16 protein-coding genes are annotated in these 14494 nt (G+C 72.1%); 7 read left to right on the top strand and 9 right to left on the bottom strand.

Annotated features, from left to right (window positions below):
• The first annotated feature begins 121 nt into the window (after window positions 1-121).
• A complete protein-coding gene (locus B082_RS0117565) occupies window positions 122-877 on the top strand; it encodes an SIS domain-containing protein (protein WP_018553124.1) in 756 nt (251 codons plus the stop codon).
• A gap of 104 nt (window positions 878-981) precedes the next feature.
• On the opposite strand, the gene B082_RS0117570 is transcribed toward B082_RS0117565, so the two are convergent.
• A complete protein-coding gene (locus tag B082_RS0117570; protein ID WP_018553125.1) occupies window positions 982-2334 on the bottom strand; it encodes a PAS domain S-box protein in 1353 nt (450 codons plus the stop codon).
• A 357-nt stretch (window positions 2335-2691) separates the two neighbouring features.
• Entirely contained in the window at window positions 2692-3327 is a 636-nt protein-coding gene (pdxH, locus tag B082_RS0117575; RefSeq protein ID WP_026249902.1) for a pyridoxamine 5'-phosphate oxidase, read from the bottom strand.
• 216 nt (window positions 3328-3543) lie between these two features.
• Between pdxH and B082_RS0117580 the strand changes: the two genes are divergently transcribed.
• Window positions 3544-4653, top strand: a complete 1110-nt coding sequence (locus tag B082_RS0117580; protein WP_018553127.1) for a citrate synthase 2 — start codon at window positions 3544-3546, stop codon at window positions 4651-4653.
• Window positions 4654-4791: 138 nt separating this feature from the next.
• Window positions 4792-5565, top strand: a complete 774-nt coding sequence (locus B082_RS36250) for a thioesterase II family protein (RefSeq protein ID WP_037710387.1) — start codon at window positions 4792-4794, stop codon at window positions 5563-5565.
• A gap of 193 nt (window positions 5566-5758) precedes the next feature.
• Here the strand turns inward: B082_RS36250 and B082_RS0117590 are convergent, their stop codons facing one another.
• The 3 genes from B082_RS0117590 to B082_RS0117600 form a co-directional block, all read right to left on the bottom strand.
• Window positions 5759-6304, bottom strand: coding sequence for a GNAT family N-acetyltransferase (locus tag B082_RS0117590; protein ID WP_026249903.1), 546 nt, complete (start codon window positions 6302-6304; stop codon window positions 5759-5761).
• A gap of 185 nt (window positions 6305-6489) precedes the next feature.
• Window positions 6490-7083, bottom strand: coding sequence for a TetR/AcrR family transcriptional regulator (locus B082_RS0117595; protein WP_026249904.1), 594 nt, complete (start codon window positions 7081-7083; stop codon window positions 6490-6492).
• Window positions 7071-7808 (bottom strand): enoyl-CoA hydratase family protein, encoded by a 738-nt coding sequence (locus B082_RS0117600; RefSeq protein WP_018553131.1) that lies wholly within the window; start codon window positions 7806-7808, stop codon window positions 7071-7073. The genes B082_RS0117595 and B082_RS0117600 overlap by 13 nt, the downstream gene beginning before the upstream one ends.
• Before the next feature lie 167 nt (window positions 7809-7975).
• Between B082_RS0117600 and B082_RS0117605 the strand changes: the two genes are divergently transcribed.
• Window positions 7976-8179 carry a hypothetical protein gene (locus B082_RS0117605; protein ID WP_018553132.1) on the top strand — a complete coding sequence of 68 codons (204 nt, stop codon included), beginning with the start codon at window positions 7976-7978 and terminating at the stop codon, window positions 8177-8179.
• A gap of 155 nt (window positions 8180-8334) precedes the next feature.
• Here B082_RS0117605 and B082_RS36255 read toward each other — a convergent pair whose 3' ends face one another.
• A complete protein-coding gene (locus tag B082_RS36255) occupies window positions 8335-9618 on the bottom strand; it encodes an RNA-guided endonuclease InsQ/TnpB family protein (RefSeq protein WP_106435507.1) in 1284 nt (427 codons plus the stop codon).
• A gap of 35 nt (window positions 9619-9653) precedes the next feature.
• Here B082_RS36255 and B082_RS0117620 point away from each other — a divergent pair, with 35 nt between their 5' ends.
• Entirely contained in the window at window positions 9654-9836 is a 183-nt protein-coding gene (locus tag B082_RS0117620; RefSeq protein ID WP_018553135.1) for a hypothetical protein, read from the top strand.
• Between the two features lie 217 nt (window positions 9837-10053).
• Here the strand turns inward: B082_RS0117620 and B082_RS0117625 are convergent, their stop codons facing one another.
• From B082_RS0117625 to B082_RS0117635, 3 genes are all read right to left on the bottom strand, one after another.
• A complete protein-coding gene (locus tag B082_RS0117625) occupies window positions 10054-10269 on the bottom strand; it encodes an e9imm peptide (protein ID WP_078622594.1) in 216 nt (71 codons plus the stop codon).
• A gap of 58 nt (window positions 10270-10327) precedes the next feature.
• Window positions 10328-11137, bottom strand: coding sequence for a methyltransferase domain-containing protein (locus B082_RS0117630; protein ID WP_018553137.1), 810 nt, complete (start codon window positions 11135-11137; stop codon window positions 10328-10330).
• An 82-nt stretch (window positions 11138-11219) separates the two neighbouring features.
• The gene (locus tag B082_RS0117635) at window positions 11220-11834 is read right to left on the bottom strand and encodes a CatB-related O-acetyltransferase (RefSeq protein WP_051094634.1); all 615 of its coding nucleotides are present in this window, start codon (window positions 11832-11834) and stop codon (window positions 11220-11222) included.
• A 142-nt stretch (window positions 11835-11976) separates the two neighbouring features.
• Between B082_RS0117635 and B082_RS0117640 the strand changes: the two genes are divergently transcribed.
• Window positions 11977-12627 carry a TetR/AcrR family transcriptional regulator gene (locus tag B082_RS0117640; RefSeq protein WP_018553139.1) on the top strand — a complete coding sequence of 217 codons (651 nt, stop codon included), beginning with the start codon at window positions 11977-11979 and terminating at the stop codon, window positions 12625-12627.
• 243 nt (window positions 12628-12870) lie between these two features.
• Window positions 12871-14307, top strand: a complete 1437-nt coding sequence (locus tag B082_RS0117645) for a serine hydrolase domain-containing protein (RefSeq protein ID WP_018553140.1) — start codon at window positions 12871-12873, stop codon at window positions 14305-14307.
• Window positions 14308-14494: the final 187 nt, after the last annotated feature.

The raw sequence follows: 14494 nt of genomic DNA on the forward strand, positions 1-14494 counted from the left end.
CGTGCCTCGCCGGCCGCCCCCAGCACGCTGCGGTATTGACATGTCACTGGTCCAGACCGCAACGTGATCGGCGGTACGGACGCCCCATGGACATCTCACCCCGCCGGAAAGGTCCTCCTCGATGAGCGAAAGCAAGCTCGCCGGTCAGTTCTTCGACGCAGCGATCGGCCTGCTGGGGAGGGTGCGCGACGAGGAGGCCGAGAGCATCGCCGCCGCCGGCGCCGCCATCGCGGACACCGTCGCCGCGGGCGGCCGGCTCTTCGCCTTCGGCGCCGGGCACTCCTCGCTCGCCGCCCAGGACGTCGTCTACCGTGCGGGCGGGCTCGCCCTGATGAACCTGATGGCCGTCCCCGGCGCGCTCGGCGTCGACGTCATGCCGGCGACCCTGGGCTCCGCGCTGGAACGCGTGGACGGTCTCGCGGGCGCGGTCCTGGACTCCAGCCCCGCGAAGGCGGGCGACGTCCTCGTGATCATCTCCCTCTCCGGGCGCAACGCCCTGCCCGTCGAGATGGCGATGAACGCGCGGGCGCTCGGCCTGAAGGTCATCGGCGTCACCTCGGTCGCGTACGCCACCGGGACCCGGTCCCGGCACAGCTCGGGCGGCTTCCTGCGGGACCACTGCGACATCGTCCTCGACAGCAAGATCGCGGTCGGCGACGCGGAGCTTGAGGTGGACGGCATCGAGGCGCCGTTCGCCCCGGCGTCCACCGTGGTCACCAGCGCGATCATGCAGGGCATGATGGCGGCGGCCGCGGAAGGGCTGCTGGAGCGGGGCGTGGAGCCGCCGCTGCTGCGGTCGGGGAACGTGGACGGCGGGCACGAGTGGAACGGGCGCGTGATGGCGCAGTACGCGGACCGGATCTTCTACCGGCACTGAGCGGCGGGCCGCCCGCGCGTCGGTCGCCTCCTCAGCCGCCGGACGGGCCGGTCGCCCCGTGCAGGCTCGGGGACCGCACCAGCCGGACCGAAGCGGTCCGGTCCTCAGCCACCGGACGGGCCGGTCGCCCCGTGCAGGTCCACCGAGGCCGCCACCCGGTCCGCGACGCTCTCCGCGTACACCGCGTCCGGCCGCTCGAAGGCGGCCCGGTGGGCGGAGCGCAGGAAGGTGACCACGCCCAGGGTCCGGCCCCGGCTGCGCAGCACCGCGCACAGCGCGTGCACCGCGTCGGCGGGCCACTGCCGCTGCTTCGCCCACTCCCCGTCCGTACGCGCGGCCCCCGCCGACGCCCGCACCGAGCCCGTGCGGTCCACCGCCCGCAGGGCCGGGTGGCCCGGCGCGTACCGCAGCGGGATGCCGCCGCCGGCCACCGGCAGGCACGGCCCCGGCGCGTCGGCCGGGGTGGCGGCGGCCCGTACCAACCGCTCCCCCGCCACCAGGTCGATCAGCGCGTGGTCGGCGAACCCGGCCAGCGCGTAGTCGAGGGAGGTCGTCGCCGCCTCCATGGGGTCCTCGCACTCGGCGGCCGACCGCGAGGCGCGGTGCAGCTGGTTGGCGCGGAAGCGCACCCGGTCCGCCTCCTGCGCCGCGAGCTTCGCCGCCGTCACGTCCTGGAAGACCCAGCCGGCCCCCAGCGGGACCGGCTCCTCGGTGAGCGGCGAGGCGAGCCGCAGGAAACCGCTGCGCCAGCAGCGCCGGCGTGAGCCCTCGCCACCCCGCAGCGTCACCCACAGCTCGGCGGGGGCGGGCGGCGCGCCCTCGGCCAGCACGTGCTGGAGCGCGCCCTCCAGCTCCTCCACCCCCTGGTCGATCAGCTCGCCGAGCGGGCGCCCCAGCAGCGTCGTACGGCCGCCGCCCAGGGCGCGGGCCGCGTACGCGTTGACGACGGTGGGGCGCAGGTCCACGTCGACCAGGACCACACCCCAGGAGGCGTCCTCGAACAGCGCCTCGCTGAGGGCGATGGCCCGCTCCAGGTCGATCTGCGCGTGGACCTCGCTGAACGCGCAGTACACCCCGGCCGGTCCGCCGTCCGCGCCCCGCACCCCGGCGGACTGGGTGCGGACGAGGACCCGGCCGCCGTCCTTGCGCAGCAGCGCGAACTCGTGGACCTGCCGGCCCGGCGCGTCCATGACGGCCATGAGCCGGCCCCGCACCTCGTCCGCGTCGGCCCGGCGCACGGCCCAGCCGGCGAATCCGGGCCGCCCCACGGCCTCCTCGGCGGACCAGCCGAGGATGCGCTCCGCCTCGCGGTTCCAGTGGGTGACGGTGCCCTCCGCGTCGAACGCGCAGAGCGCCGCGTCCATCCCGTCGAGGAGGGCCGCCAGCAGCTCCGCCCCCGGAACCGGCTCGGGGCCGACCGCGCCGTCGGTCGTCCCCCTGCTCGTGGAAGCGCTCATCCCGGACCCCCTGCAGGACGTGTCCGCCATTGCCGCACGTCAGACCATTGAACTCGAACGTGACCCAGCACACAGCGACTTCCCCGAAATCGATCCCCCCGATAAATCGGTTGTGGGGCCGCGCGGGCCGTTCCTAGGCTGTGCGTACACGCTGAAAGGAGGTGATCCGAAAAGTGCAGTCTTATCGGATTCGTGAGGTGGCTGCGGGCTGACAGCCCGTCGTCGCACAACGTGCACCTCGGCGGACTGTCTGCCGAAACCCAAGCAGTCACCGACCCGCAGGCTCGCCGGTAGATCCGGCCGGCTCCTCCGCAAGGAGGGACCAGAGCCTGCGGGTTTCCGCGTTTCCGGAGCGGGCTACGGGCACAGCCGCTCGACGCGCCACTTTCCGTCCCGGCCGCCCTCGCGGACGTAGCGCAGCCGGTCGTGGAGCCGGTTCTCGTGGCCCTGCCAGAATTCGATCGTGTCGGGGACGACCCGGAATCCGCCCCAGTGCGGGGGCGCGGGGACCTTCTCGCCCTCGGGGTAGCGGGCGGCAAGCTCCTCGTAGCGCCGGACCAGTTCGTCGCGGTCGCCGATCACCGTCGACTGGTCGCTCGCCCAGGCACCGAGCTGGGAGCCGTGCGGGCGGGTGCGGAAGTAGGCGACGGTCTCCTCGCGGGGGACGCGGGAGGCGGTGCCGGTGACGATGACCTGGCGGGCCAGCGGGTGCCAGGGGAAGAGCAGCGAGACGTACGGGTTGGCGGCCAGCTCGCGGCCCTTGCGGGACTCGTAGTTCGTGAAGAAGACAAAGCCGCGCGCGTCGTACATCTTCAGCAGCACCGTGCGGGAGGACGGGCGGCCCTCGGGGGTCGCCGTGGACACCACCATGGCGTTCGGCTCGTGGAGCATCCCGCCGGCGGCGACCTGCCGGAACCAGCGGGCGAACTGGTCCATCGGGTCGGGGGCGAGGCCGTCCTCGGTGAAGCTCTCGGAACGGTACTGCTCGCGCATCGCGGCCGGATCGGTGGTGGAATCGGAGGAGGAGTCTGCGGTGGGCACGGGCCCATCCTGCCGCAGCGGACGGGCACGAAGCAGGTCCGCCCGCCGTTGGACGGGGAAGGGGCGGCTGTGCCGGATGTCACGCTTCCCGGGCCCGTCGGAACCCGCCAGTATCGGGGGTGGGCCTCCGGGCCCGCCCGCAAGCCGTCGATCCGAGGGAGCCGCCTGATGTCCGACTTCGTACCCGGACTCGAAGGAGTCGTCGCGTTCGAGACGGAAATCGCCGAACCCGACAAGGAGGGCGGTTCGCTCCGGTACCGGGGCGTCGACATCGAGGATCTCGTCGGCCACGTGTCCTTCGGCAACGTGTGGGGGCTGCTGGTGGACGGGGCCTTCAAGCCCGGTCTGCCGCCCGCCGAGCCGTTCCCGATCCCGGTGCACTCCGGTGACATCCGGGTCGACGTGCAGTCCGCGCTCGCCATGCTCGCCCCGGTGTGGGGGCTGAAGCCGCTGCTGGACATCGACGAGGAGACCGCCCGCGAGAACCTGGCGCGGGCCGCCGTGATGGCCCTGTCGTACGTGGCGCAGTCGGCGCGCGGGCAGGGCCGGCCGATGGTCCCGCAGCGCGAGATCGACAAGGCAGAGTCCGTCGTGGAGCGGTTCATGATCCGCTGGCGCGGCGAGCCGGACCCCCGGCACGTCAAGGCCGTGGACGCGTACTGGACGTCCGCCGCCGAGCACGGGATGAACGCGTCCACGTTCACCGCCCGGGTGATCGCCTCGACCGGCGCCGACGTGGCCGCCGCGCTGTCCGGCGCGGTGGGCGCCATGTCGGGCCCGCTGCACGGCGGCGCCCCCTCCCGCGTCCTCGGCATGATCGAGGAGATCGAGCGGACCGGGGACGCCACGGCCTACGTGAAGAAGGCGCTGGACAAGGGCGAGCGGCTGATGGGCTTCGGCCACCGCGTCTACCGGGCCGAGGACCCTCGTGCCCGGGTCCTGCGCCGCACCGCCGAGGAGTTGGGCGCGCCCAGGTTCGAGGTGGCGCAGGCGCTGGAGAAGGCGGCGCTGGAGGAGCTGCACGCCCGGCGCCCGGACCGGGTCCTCGCGACGAACGTGGAGTTCTGGGCGGCGATCATGCTGGACTTCGCCGAGGTCCCCGCGCACATGTTCACGTCGATGTTCACGTGTGCCCGTACGGCGGGCTGGTCGGCCCACATCCTGGAGCAGAAGCGGACGGGCCGCCTGGTGCGCCCGTCGGCGCGGTACGTGGGACCGGGCCCGCGCAGCCCCCGCGAGATCGACGGGTTCGGCGAGCTGGCGGATCTGGGGAACTGAGAGCGCCGCGACAGCGCAGGCGCGCCGGCCCCCTCCTCGCCCTCGCCCGGAGGGGGCCGGCGCCGCGCTGCCACAATGTTGTCCACCGTGCCCGGACAGAACGCCGGCCCCGTCGGCGGTGAAGCAGAGGTGGACCGCATGAGTGTGTCGACACGGCCGCAGAACGAGCGCTGGATCGTCGGCCGGATGGCTGTCGGGACCGCGCGTACCCGGCTGATCTGCGTGCCGCAGTCGGGGGCCGGCGCCGGGGCGTTCGCGGGTTGGCGCAAGTACATCCCGCAGGGGTACGAGCTGGCTCCGGTCGAACTGCCGGGCCGGGGCACCCGGGACGCCGAGCCGATGCCGGCGGACTTCGGCACGCTGGCCGACAGGCTGCTGACCGGCCTGACCCCCGAATTCGGCATGCCGTACGTGCTGTTCGGGCACAGCTTCGGCGGGGCCCTGGTCTACGAGCTGAGCCGCCGGATCGAGGCCCGGGGGCTGCCCGCCCCGGTGGCCACCGTCGTATCGGGCTTCCGGGCCCCGCACACCCCGCCCACGACGGCCGTGTACGAGGCGTCCGACGAAGAGCTGCTGGACTGGCTGATCCGCAACGGCGGGATGCCGGAGGAACTGCTCGCGTACAAGGCGTTCGTGCGTCAGATCATGGGGTACATACGCACCGATCTGCGGATCGCCGAGAGCTACTCGCTCGACGAACCGGCGCCGCTGCCGGGCCCGTTGCACGTGTTCGGCGGCACGGACGACCAGGTGACGCCGCCCGGCCGACTGCCCGAGTGGCGGGCCTGCGCCGGCTCCGACTTCTCGCTGACGCTGCTGCCCGGCGGCCACAACTACCCCCACGCCGACCCGGCAGCGATGGTGGCCGCGCTCATGAACGTCCTCGCGTCCACGCCGTCGCGCACCGGGTGACGGCGTGCGGCGGGCCCGCCGTCAGGGCCGGTCGAGCGCCGCTGCTCATGAACGTCCTCGCGTCCACGCCGTCTTACACCGGGTGACGGCGTGCGACGGGCCCGCCGTCAGGGCCGGTCGAGCGCCGCTGCTCATGAACGTCCTCGCGTCCACGCCGTCGCACACCGGGTGACGGCGTGCGACGGGCCCGCCGTCAGGGCCGGTCGAGCGCCCAGGTCTGGAGGGCGTACGGACGCCCCTTCTCGACGCCCTCGATGAGCGGGACGCCGAGCAGCCGGAAGCCGGTGGCGGTGGCCACGGCGACGCTGGCGGCGTTCTCCGGCTCCAGCTCCAGGATCACCCGGTCGACGCCCAGTTCCCCGAAGGCGTACGCGGCCATCACCCGCACCGCCCGCCCGGCGAGCCCCTGCCCGCGGTGGGCGGGCCCGACCGCGTAACCGATCTCGGTGCCCTCGGGGGCGCGGCGCAGCATCACCTCACCGAGCGGGGCGCCGCCGTCGAGCGTGATGGCGAGCAGCACGGCCGTGCCGTCCGCCCGCAGCTGCCGGGCCTTCACCAGCCGCTCGCGGGCGGCCCCGGCGTCGAAGGGGGAGACGATCGGCGTCCAGTGCGCGATGTCGGGGTGGTCGAACAGCTCCGGCATCGCGGCCAGGTCCTGTTCCGTCCAGTCGCGCAGCACGAGCCCCTCACCCGTGAGTTCGACGTGGTCGGGAAAGGGAGGTGTGGTGCTGCTGCTCATGCTGCGGACCATATACGCGCGACTTTGCCGACACCAAGGCGTTTCCGCGCCGCACTCCGGCTCCCCGGACACGGACACCGTCCGGGCCCGGCCCCGGCCTGCCCGCGCGGTCCGCTGGACACCTGGTACGACAGCGCGATCAGGTCGCTCGCCGCCGGCCTGCCCGCGCGGTCGGCAGAACGCTCTCAGCCCAGTGCCCCGTCCACCAGCTCCGCCCACTGGGCGACGACCTTGCGGCGGCGGGCGGTGTCGTCGGTGAGGACATTGGCGAGGCCCAGCCCCCGGGCCATGTCGAGCAGCCCCTGCACGGTCTCCCGCACACCGGGCTTCGCCTCGTCGGCGCGCAGGAGGTGGACGGCGATGCGGTGGGTCTCGCGGCCCACCCGGGCCTCCAGCTCCGTCACCCTGGGCCGCAGCTGCTCCTCGTTGGAGGCGGCGACCCAGAGCTGGAGGGCGGCGCGGAAGAGGGGGCCGGTGTAGAGGTCGACCAGGGCGGCGACGACGGCGGCGCGGTCCTGGTCGGGGACGGCGCGCAGGGCGGCGGAGCGTTCCTCGGCGACGTACTCGACGGCGGCGGTGAACAGGTCCTCGCGGGTGGGGAAGTGGTGCTGGGCGGCGCCGCGCGAGACCCCGGCGCGTTCGGCGACGACGGCGACGGTGGAACCGGCCCAGCCGTGTTCGGCGAGGCAGGCCACCGCGGCCTCCAGGAGGCGCCGGCGGGTGGCCCGGCTGCGGTCCTGCTTGGGGCCCGTGCTGCCGCCCGGTGTCACAACGCCCATGCGGGGTCCCGTCGTTCGAGGAAGGCCGTCATCCCCTCCCGCGCCTCGGCGGAGGCGAAGAGCTGTGCGGAGCGGGCGATGAGGTCTTCGGCGTGCTGGTCGAAGCTGTCCAGCACAGTAGCCGCGACCAGCTCCTTGGACGCGGCCAGCCCCTGCGGGGACGCCTTGCGCAGCCCGTCCAGCAGGGGCCCGAGCGCGAGGTCCACGTCCTCGGCGGCCAGGGTCACCAGCCCGATGCGGGCGGCCTCCGCCGCGTCGAACCTCTCCCCGGTGAGGTAGTACCGGGCGGCGGCCCGTGCGTCGATGCGGGGCAGCAACGGCAAGGAGATCACGGCGGGCGCGAGGCCGAGCCGCGACTCGGTGAGCGCGAAGGTGGCCTCCGGCCCGGCCACGGACATGTCGCACGCCCCGAGGAGCCCGAGCCCGCCGGCCCGGACGTGCCCGGTGACCCGCGCGACGACCGGCTTGGGCAGCGCGACGATGCTCCGCATGAGGGCGACGAAATCGTGCGGGTCGGCCGGGGCCTTGAGATCGGCGCCGGCACAGAAGGTGTTGCCGGTGTGGGTGAGGACGACGGCCCGTACGGAGTCGTCGGCCGCACAGCCCGCCAGGGCCTCGGCCAACTCGGCGACGAGCCCGGCGCCGAGGGCGTTCCGGTTGGCGGGCGAGTCGAGCGTGAGGGTGGTGATGCCGCGCGCGTGGGCGGGCGGGGCGAGCTGACTCATGGATCGCGCTCCCTCTGCTTCTCTGCGGGCCGTCGCGTCGAGCGTGGCAGCAGGAACAAGAACAATCAAGCGCGCTTGCATGATTCTGACACCGCCGCAGGGCCGCCCGCCCTGCCCTGGCACCGGCCGGCTTCGCCCCGGTCTCCTGGGAACCCGTCACTCTCGACATGGGCGGCACCCCGGCCGAGGTCTGGGAGTCCGTCACCGGGGTCCTTTACGACATGACGGTCCTGGACGAAGACCGGACCGAGGAACTGCGCGAGGAGTTCATCCATGGCTCCGCCCCACTCGTGACCCCTGAAGGCCGTCTCCCGTGCGGCAAGCGGGTCGTCACCGTTACGGCGGTGCTGGGGAGTGCGGCGGGGAGCTGATCCCTCCCACGACCGGGGCCACCCGCGGGCGCGCCCCGGTCCACGCGGGACCGGGGCGCGTGAACTCGGCTCGGGTCAGCAGCCGCTGCCGACGCGCAATGAGGTCATCTTGTCGTTGAAGTGGGACGCCACGGCCGCCTCGGACCCGCCCGGCTTCACCGAGAACATGCACCCGACGTAGTTGGAATGCTCTTGACGTCCTCTCCGCCCCGAAGGACGGAGATTCCCGCCTGTCTGCCGGTGGTCACCGGCTTGGGCTTCGGGTGGGTTCCTGTTTCTTCGCGCTGTGCCGGGACGAGACGTCCTGGTCTTACCCGCGCTCCGCAGGCTGATACGGCCAGTCCGGCCGCCCTGGCGACGTTGACCGCCGCGTTGATGTCCCGGTCCAGGTGGGCACCGCAGGCCCCGCACGTCCACTCACGGATGTGCAGGGGCTTGGGGCCGTCCTTTACGCCGCACTGCGAGCACACCTGTGACGTGGGCTCGAAGCGTCCGATGCGGTGGAAGGCGCGCCCGCACAGGGCGGCCTTGTACTCCAGCATTGTGGTGAACGCCGACCATCCGGCGTCGTGCACGGACTTGGCCATGCGGGTGCGGGCGAGTCCCCTGACCGCCAGGTCTTCCACCGCGACCGCTTGGTTTTCGCGGATCAGCTCGGTTGAGAGCCGGTGGTGGAACTCACGCCGCGCATCGGCGGTCCGTGCATGGGCGCGTGCAACCCTGATCCGGGCCTTCGCCCGGTTCTTCGACCCCTTCGCCTTGCGGCTGAGATTCTGCTGCGCCTTCTTCAGTTTCTTCTCGGCCCGGCGCAGGAAGCGGGGGCTGTCGATCTTCGTACCGTCGGAGAGGACCGCGAAGTGGGTCAGGCCCAGGTCGATGCCGACGACGTTGTCCGTGGCGGGCAGTGTCCCGGGCCCGGTCCCGACCACGAACGAGGCGAAGTATCTACCGGCCGAGTCCTTGACCACGGTCACCGTCGACGGAACGGACGGCAGGGCCCGCGACCACTTCACGGCCAGGTCGCCGACCTTGGGGAGCCTGAGCTTCCCACCGGTCGTGATCTTCCACCCGGCGTTCGCGGTGAACCGGACCGACTGCCGGGTGTCCTTGCGGGACTTGAACCGGGGCGGTCCCATCTTCGGGCGCTTGCCCTTGAGGCCGTCGAAGAAGTTCTTGTACGCGGTGTCCAGGTCACGCAGGGACTGCTGCAACACGACCGACGACACCTCGGCGAGCCATGCCCGCCCGGGCGTCTTCTTCGAGGCGGTGAGCCGCCTGGACAACTCTCCGGACGGGATGAACGGCAGACCGGCAGCGCGGGCAGTCTCACGGGCCCGAAGGGCGTCGTTGAAGACAACCCGGGCGCACCCGAACGCCCTCGCCAACGCCATCCGCTGACCGGCACTCGGGTACACCCGGAAGCTGTACCGAAGCTGCATGCCGATCACTATACTTTTTGGTTCATGTCACCACGATGGAACCCAAATTCGGACGTACGCACGGGTCGTCATGTCCCCCACCCGCGATCACCGAACCCCAGCCCGACCCGGCCGCCCGCGAACTGTTCCCCGACGCCTTCCGTGACGCCTTCCGTGACCTTTCGGCCAAGACCTTCTTCCTGTTCTTCGTCGTCGAGGCAGCGCCGGCTGTCCCGTAATCCCTGGCGGGCAGCCCCTCCTCCCGACGACTGGATCGCCGACCACCGATGAGGAAAGGATCAGGTCGATACGGCCGGACACGAAGGGCGTCCGGACCACGGTCTCGGCCTCCGGTCCGGCGCTCCATCCCGGATCGCGCCCCAGCACATCGGCAGCAACGCTGTTCCACTCGTCATCGGCGAGCACCGGGAGAGCGTCACTCCCTGACGAAGGGCCTCACAAGGCGATCGCCCGATAGGCCAAGGCTTGATCGACCACCTCATCGGCCGACAGCTCGCGCTCCGGCGGCCAGAAGACCAAGTCGCCGACATAGCCGGACGGACAGCCCAGGGCCCTGTCGAGCCTGTGCAGCCACACATCCAGCTCGGCTTCGGAGTCGTAGTCCCCATCCATGATCCGCCGCACGACCGCAACCGCTTCGGCCCGGTTCATCTCCACCACTCCCAACCACTCCCACTCCCCTCACACCTCCTAGCCGCCGCCCCGGCTCTCAGCCCGACAAGGGCAGCGTCCCCACGGTCAGGAAGAACGTGACGGCGTAGGTGAAGCGCCCCGCGCGCACCGCGTCGTCGAACTGGGCCACGAACCGGTCCGCGTCCGCGGCAGCGAGCCGGCCCCGGGCCGCGGCGGCGTGCGCCCAGGTGCGCAGGCCCATGACGTGGTCGGCCGCCGTCGAGTCCCGCACGACGAGCGTCCGGGCTTCCACCTCGACGTCGCGGACACCCCGTGCCGCGAGCAGTCCGGCGTGCCGGTGGGCCAGCGACCCGTTGCGCAGTCCGCTGTCGGCCCTGAACCGCAGCACCCGGCGGGCGAGTTCCTGGTCGTCGATGTCGAGCACCTGGGTGTCGTAGTCCGGGTCCGCCAGGGCGACCCGGCCGCCGGGGCGGACCACTCGAAGCAACTCGTCCAGGACGCGGCCCGGTTCGGCGACGTGCTGAAGGACCCGGTCGGCCCAGGCGCCGTCGAACCGGTCCGCCGCGAACGGCAGCCGGTGCCCGTCAGCGACGGCGGCACGTACCAGCCCTCGGTCACGTGCCCGCGCGATCATCGTCAGGGAGCTGTCGACCGCCACGACCTCGGCGCCACCGCGCGAGCGCAGGTCCATGGCGGCGTCCCCGACCCCCGCTCCCACCTCCAGGAACAGCCCGCCGGGAGCCGGACGCAGAAGCTCCTGCAACCGCCGCTTGTAGGCGGCGTAGAACGGTTCCGCGCTCAGCCGGTCCAGGACCCGCACCCAGTCGGCCGGCCGGGCCTGCGTGTCCACGGACGTGAAACCGTGCGGGGCGTCGTGATCGTTCATGGGACCACGCTAGACGTACCGGCCGAGCCGGTGAACCCGCGAACCGCCCGACCGTGGGCGCCCCCGTGGCGAGGGCGCGGTGTCAGGCCCGGCCGAGCTGCGCGGCGGCCTCCTCCAGGTCGGCGACCGTCCCCGACATGATCGTCCGGACGTGCCGGGTGATGTGTCGCACGGGCCAGTCCCACCACGCCACGGCGAGGAGCCGGGCGACGTCCGCGGCGTCGTAGCGGGTGCGGATGAGGCGGGCCGGGTTGCCTCCGACGATGCCGTAGTCGGGGACGTCGGCGGTGACCACCGCACCGGCGGCGATGATCGCGCCGTGGCCGATGCGTACGCCGGGCATGACCGTCGCGCCGTGGCCGAACCACACGTCGTTGCCGACGACCGTGTCTCCCCGGCCGGGCAGGCCGGTGATCAGGTCGAAGTGCTCCGCCCAGGAGCCGCCCATGGTGGGGAACGGGAAGGTGGAGGGGCCGTCCATACGGTGGTTGGCGCCGTTCATGATGAACCGGGTGCCCGTCCCCAGCGCGCAGTACTTGCCGATGACAAGCCGCTCCGGGCCGTAGTGGTACAGGACGTTGCGCGTCTCGAAGGCGGTCGGGTCGTCCGGATCGTCGTAGTACGTGAAGTCACCGACCTCGATCAGCGGCGACGTCACCAGCGGCTTGAGCAGGACCATGCGCGGGTGCTCGGGCATCGGGTGGAGCACGGTGGGGTCGGCGGGCACGGGCGGCGTCACGGAGGCGGATCCTCTCCGGCGGAGTGACCTGGAGCGACGACTGTCGCGTTAAGATGCTGGCACAGCCCAGCCGCCTTGATCAACCGGATACCGACAGCCGATGACAGACGATCCACCGGACACCACACCGGGCCGCCGTCCGGGCGGCCGCACCGCCCGCGTCCGCGCCCAGGTCCTCGACGCGGTGCGCGCCGAACTCACCGAGAGCGGGCACGAGGGGCTCACGGTGGAGGGTGTCGCGGCGCGGGCCGGGGTGCACCGCGCCACGGTCTACCGGCGTTGGCGCGATGTCGGCGGCCTGCTCGCCGACGTCATCGACGCGGCCGGCGAGATGGACTGGCAGCCGCCGGACACCGGTTCGCTGCGCGGCGATCTGACGGCCCTGAACCAGGAGATCCAGGAATCCCTGGTCGTACAGCCGTCCTTCGCCGTCGCCCTGATGGCGGCCTCGTACCACTCCGAACAGGCCGCGCGCGCCCAGACACAGCTGTGGACCAACCGGTACGCCCAGTGCGAGATCCTCGTCGCACGCGCCGCCGGGCGCGGCGAACTCCCCGCCGCCGCACAGCACACGGACGCGCGGGGCCTGCTGATCGCCGCCACGGCGCCGCTCTACCACCAACTGGTGCTCCTGCGCACCGATCCGGACCCGCGCCTGCCGGAACGGGCCGCGCGGGCGGCAGTCCTCGCGGCTGCCGCCGGGGCCTTCTCCCTCCCCCGTCAGGAGCCCGAGAACACAGCCACGTCGTAACGTCCGAGAACCGGCCGGGACCCACCCGACACCTCGGCGGCCCGCAGGTGCCGCTCGACCCCCTGCGTGCGGAGTTGTCGGACACCTCCATCGCCCGACGAAGAAAAACCTCATGGCTCCGTGACTCGGCCTGGCCATAACATGCCCAGGCCGGCAGCCCCTGCTCCATGCGCATCGCTGTCATCGCCCCACCTCCAGCCCAAAGGCCGAACCAGATCCTCGTGCATCTGTCAGGGAGTCGGAATGTCTGCTCAACGCGCGCTGCTTCCACGTTCGGCACCGGCTGCCTCGGGGATCTCGTCCCGTTCGATCACCGCGCTGCTGGACCGGCTCGAAGCGCAATCGGTCGAGTGCCACTCGATCATGGTCGTGCACCGCGGTCACGTCGTCGCCGAAGGCTGGTGGGCCCCGTACTCGGCCGAACGCCCGCATCTCCTCTACTCGCTGACCAAGTCGTTCACGTCGATCGCCGTGGGGCTCGCGGTCGCCGACGGACTCCTCTCGCTGGACGATCGGGTGGTGCGGGTGTTGCCCGACCACGTCCCGGCCGACGTCTCGGAGCAGGCAAGCCGCATCACCGTTCACCACCTGCTGTCCATGACGGCCGGGCACCGAACGGACAGCCTCGCCGACGCCTGGCAGCAGGAGCCCGACGACTTGGTGAAGGGCTTCCTGGGCCTGCCGTTCGCCACGGCCGAGGGAACGCGGCACACCTACGACAACTCAACCACCTTCATCCTGGCCCGGATGGTGGAACGGGTCACGGGTCGCGGGCTCCCGGAGTTCCTCGACGAGCGCCTCTTCAAGCCGATGGGCATCGACCACGCCGAGTGGGACCGGGTGAAGAGCGGTGCCGCCTTCGGATTCCACGGACTGCACCTCACGACCGAGGCCATTGCCGCCTTCGGTGAACTACTGCTGCGCGGCGGGCGCTTCGGCGACCGGCAACTCGTCCCGCGCGAATGGGTGGAGCTCGCGACCAGCCGCCACATCGACAGTGAGTGGATCCTGGACGGATCGGACCAGGCGGACTTCGCTTCCGGCTACGGCTATCAGTTCTGGATGTCGCGTCACGGCTACCACGGTCATGGCTCCTTCGGGCAGCAGTGCGTGGTGGTCCCCGCGCACGATCTCGTGGTCGCCGTGACCGCCCAAGGAGTGTCCCAGAAGGTGCTCGACGCCCTGTGGGAGTGCTTGGAGTCCTTGACACCGGGCGTGGGCCACGCGGGAAGCGCCGAGGAGGACGAGATCCTCGCAGCACGACTGCGGCAACTGTCTCTGCCGCCGGTGCGGGGTACCGCCGACCCCGGGCGTTCGGCCCGTGCGACGCTCGACTCCTCCGCCGAGGGCTCGGCCCTGCCCGACGGAACGACGGTGCTCATCGATCCCGTGGACGGTGGATGGCTCGTACGGTTCGAGTCGCTCCTCGACGTCGAGGCCGGCCACGGCGACTGGCGGGAAAGCTCCCCGCTCGGCCGGCCTCTCGTCGCGGCCGGTGCCTGGCAGGGCAGCACCTTCGTGGCCGATCTCTACGTCATCACCACCCCGCACCGCGTTCGGCTGGTCCTCGACGCCGAGACGAGGACCGCGACGGCGACCTGGAGCACTGTGCCCCTGACCGGTCCCAGCCTGGAATTGCACGTGCGTGCGCCACTGATGACACGCCCTGACGTCGGGTAGGAGCCAGCGGCCGACCGGGTGCTCCCGAAGGCCGCTACGAGAAGCCGGCCCCGACGCCGCCGTCATCGCCGGTCTCACCCTCCGAGGAGCGCGGCCGGATCGCGAAGCCTGATGGTGATGCTCGCCGTTTATCCCTCGGCGGTGGACACCTCCGACAGCCGTACGTGCGGCCCGGGTCCACCGCACG

This window comes from Streptomyces sp. ATexAB-D23 (assembly GCF_000373645.1).
GTDB classification, from domain to species: domain Bacteria; phylum Actinomycetota; class Actinomycetes; order Streptomycetales; family Streptomycetaceae; genus Streptomyces; species Streptomyces castrisilvae.

Excerpts from the sequence above, each read along its gene's own strand:
- B082_RS0117600 (WP_018553131.1), bottom strand. The coding sequence starts at position 7,808 with ATGAGTCAGCTCGCCCCGCCCGCCCACGCGCGCGGCATCACCACCCTC.
- B082_RS36255 (WP_106435507.1), bottom strand. The coding sequence starts at position 9,618 with ATGCAGCTTCGGTACAGCTTCCGGGTGTACCCGAGTGCCGGTCAGCGG.
- B082_RS0117605 (WP_018553132.1), top strand. The coding sequence starts at position 7,976 with ATGGGCGGCACCCCGGCCGAGGTCTGGGAGTCCGTCACCGGGGTCCTT.
- B082_RS0117595 (WP_026249904.1), bottom strand. The coding sequence starts at position 7,083 with ATGGGCGTTGTGACACCGGGCGGCAGCACGGGCCCCAAGCAGGACCGC.
- B082_RS0117640 (WP_018553139.1), top strand. The coding sequence starts at position 11,977 with ATGACAGACGATCCACCGGACACCACACCGGGCCGCCGTCCGGGCGGC.
- B082_RS0117580 (WP_018553127.1), top strand. The coding sequence starts at position 3,544 with ATGTCCGACTTCGTACCCGGACTCGAAGGAGTCGTCGCGTTCGAGACG.
- B082_RS36250 (WP_037710387.1), top strand. The coding sequence starts at position 4,792 with ATGAGTGTGTCGACACGGCCGCAGAACGAGCGCTGGATCGTCGGCCGG.
- B082_RS0117590 (WP_026249903.1), bottom strand. The coding sequence starts at position 6,304 with ATGAGCAGCAGCACCACACCTCCCTTTCCCGACCACGTCGAACTCACG.
- B082_RS0117645 (WP_018553140.1), top strand. The coding sequence starts at position 12,871 with ATGTCTGCTCAACGCGCGCTGCTTCCACGTTCGGCACCGGCTGCCTCG.
- B082_RS0117630 (WP_018553137.1), bottom strand. The coding sequence starts at position 11,137 with ATGAACGATCACGACGCCCCGCACGGTTTCACGTCCGTGGACACGCAG.
- B082_RS0117620 (WP_018553135.1), top strand. The coding sequence starts at position 9,654 with ATGGAACCCAAATTCGGACGTACGCACGGGTCGTCATGTCCCCCACCC.
- pdxH (WP_026249902.1), bottom strand. The coding sequence starts at position 3,327 with ATGCGCGAGCAGTACCGTTCCGAGAGCTTCACCGAGGACGGCCTCGCC.
- B082_RS0117570 (WP_018553125.1), bottom strand. The coding sequence starts at position 2,334 with ATGAGCGCTTCCACGAGCAGGGGGACGACCGACGGCGCGGTCGGCCCC.
- B082_RS0117565 (WP_018553124.1), top strand. The coding sequence starts at position 122 with ATGAGCGAAAGCAAGCTCGCCGGTCAGTTCTTCGACGCAGCGATCGGC.
- B082_RS0117625 (WP_078622594.1), bottom strand. The coding sequence starts at position 10,269 with ATGAACCGGGCCGAAGCGGTTGCGGTCGTGCGGCGGATCATGGATGGG.
- B082_RS0117635 (WP_051094634.1), bottom strand. The coding sequence starts at position 11,834 with ATGCCCGAGCACCCGCGCATGGTCCTGCTCAAGCCGCTGGTGACGTCG.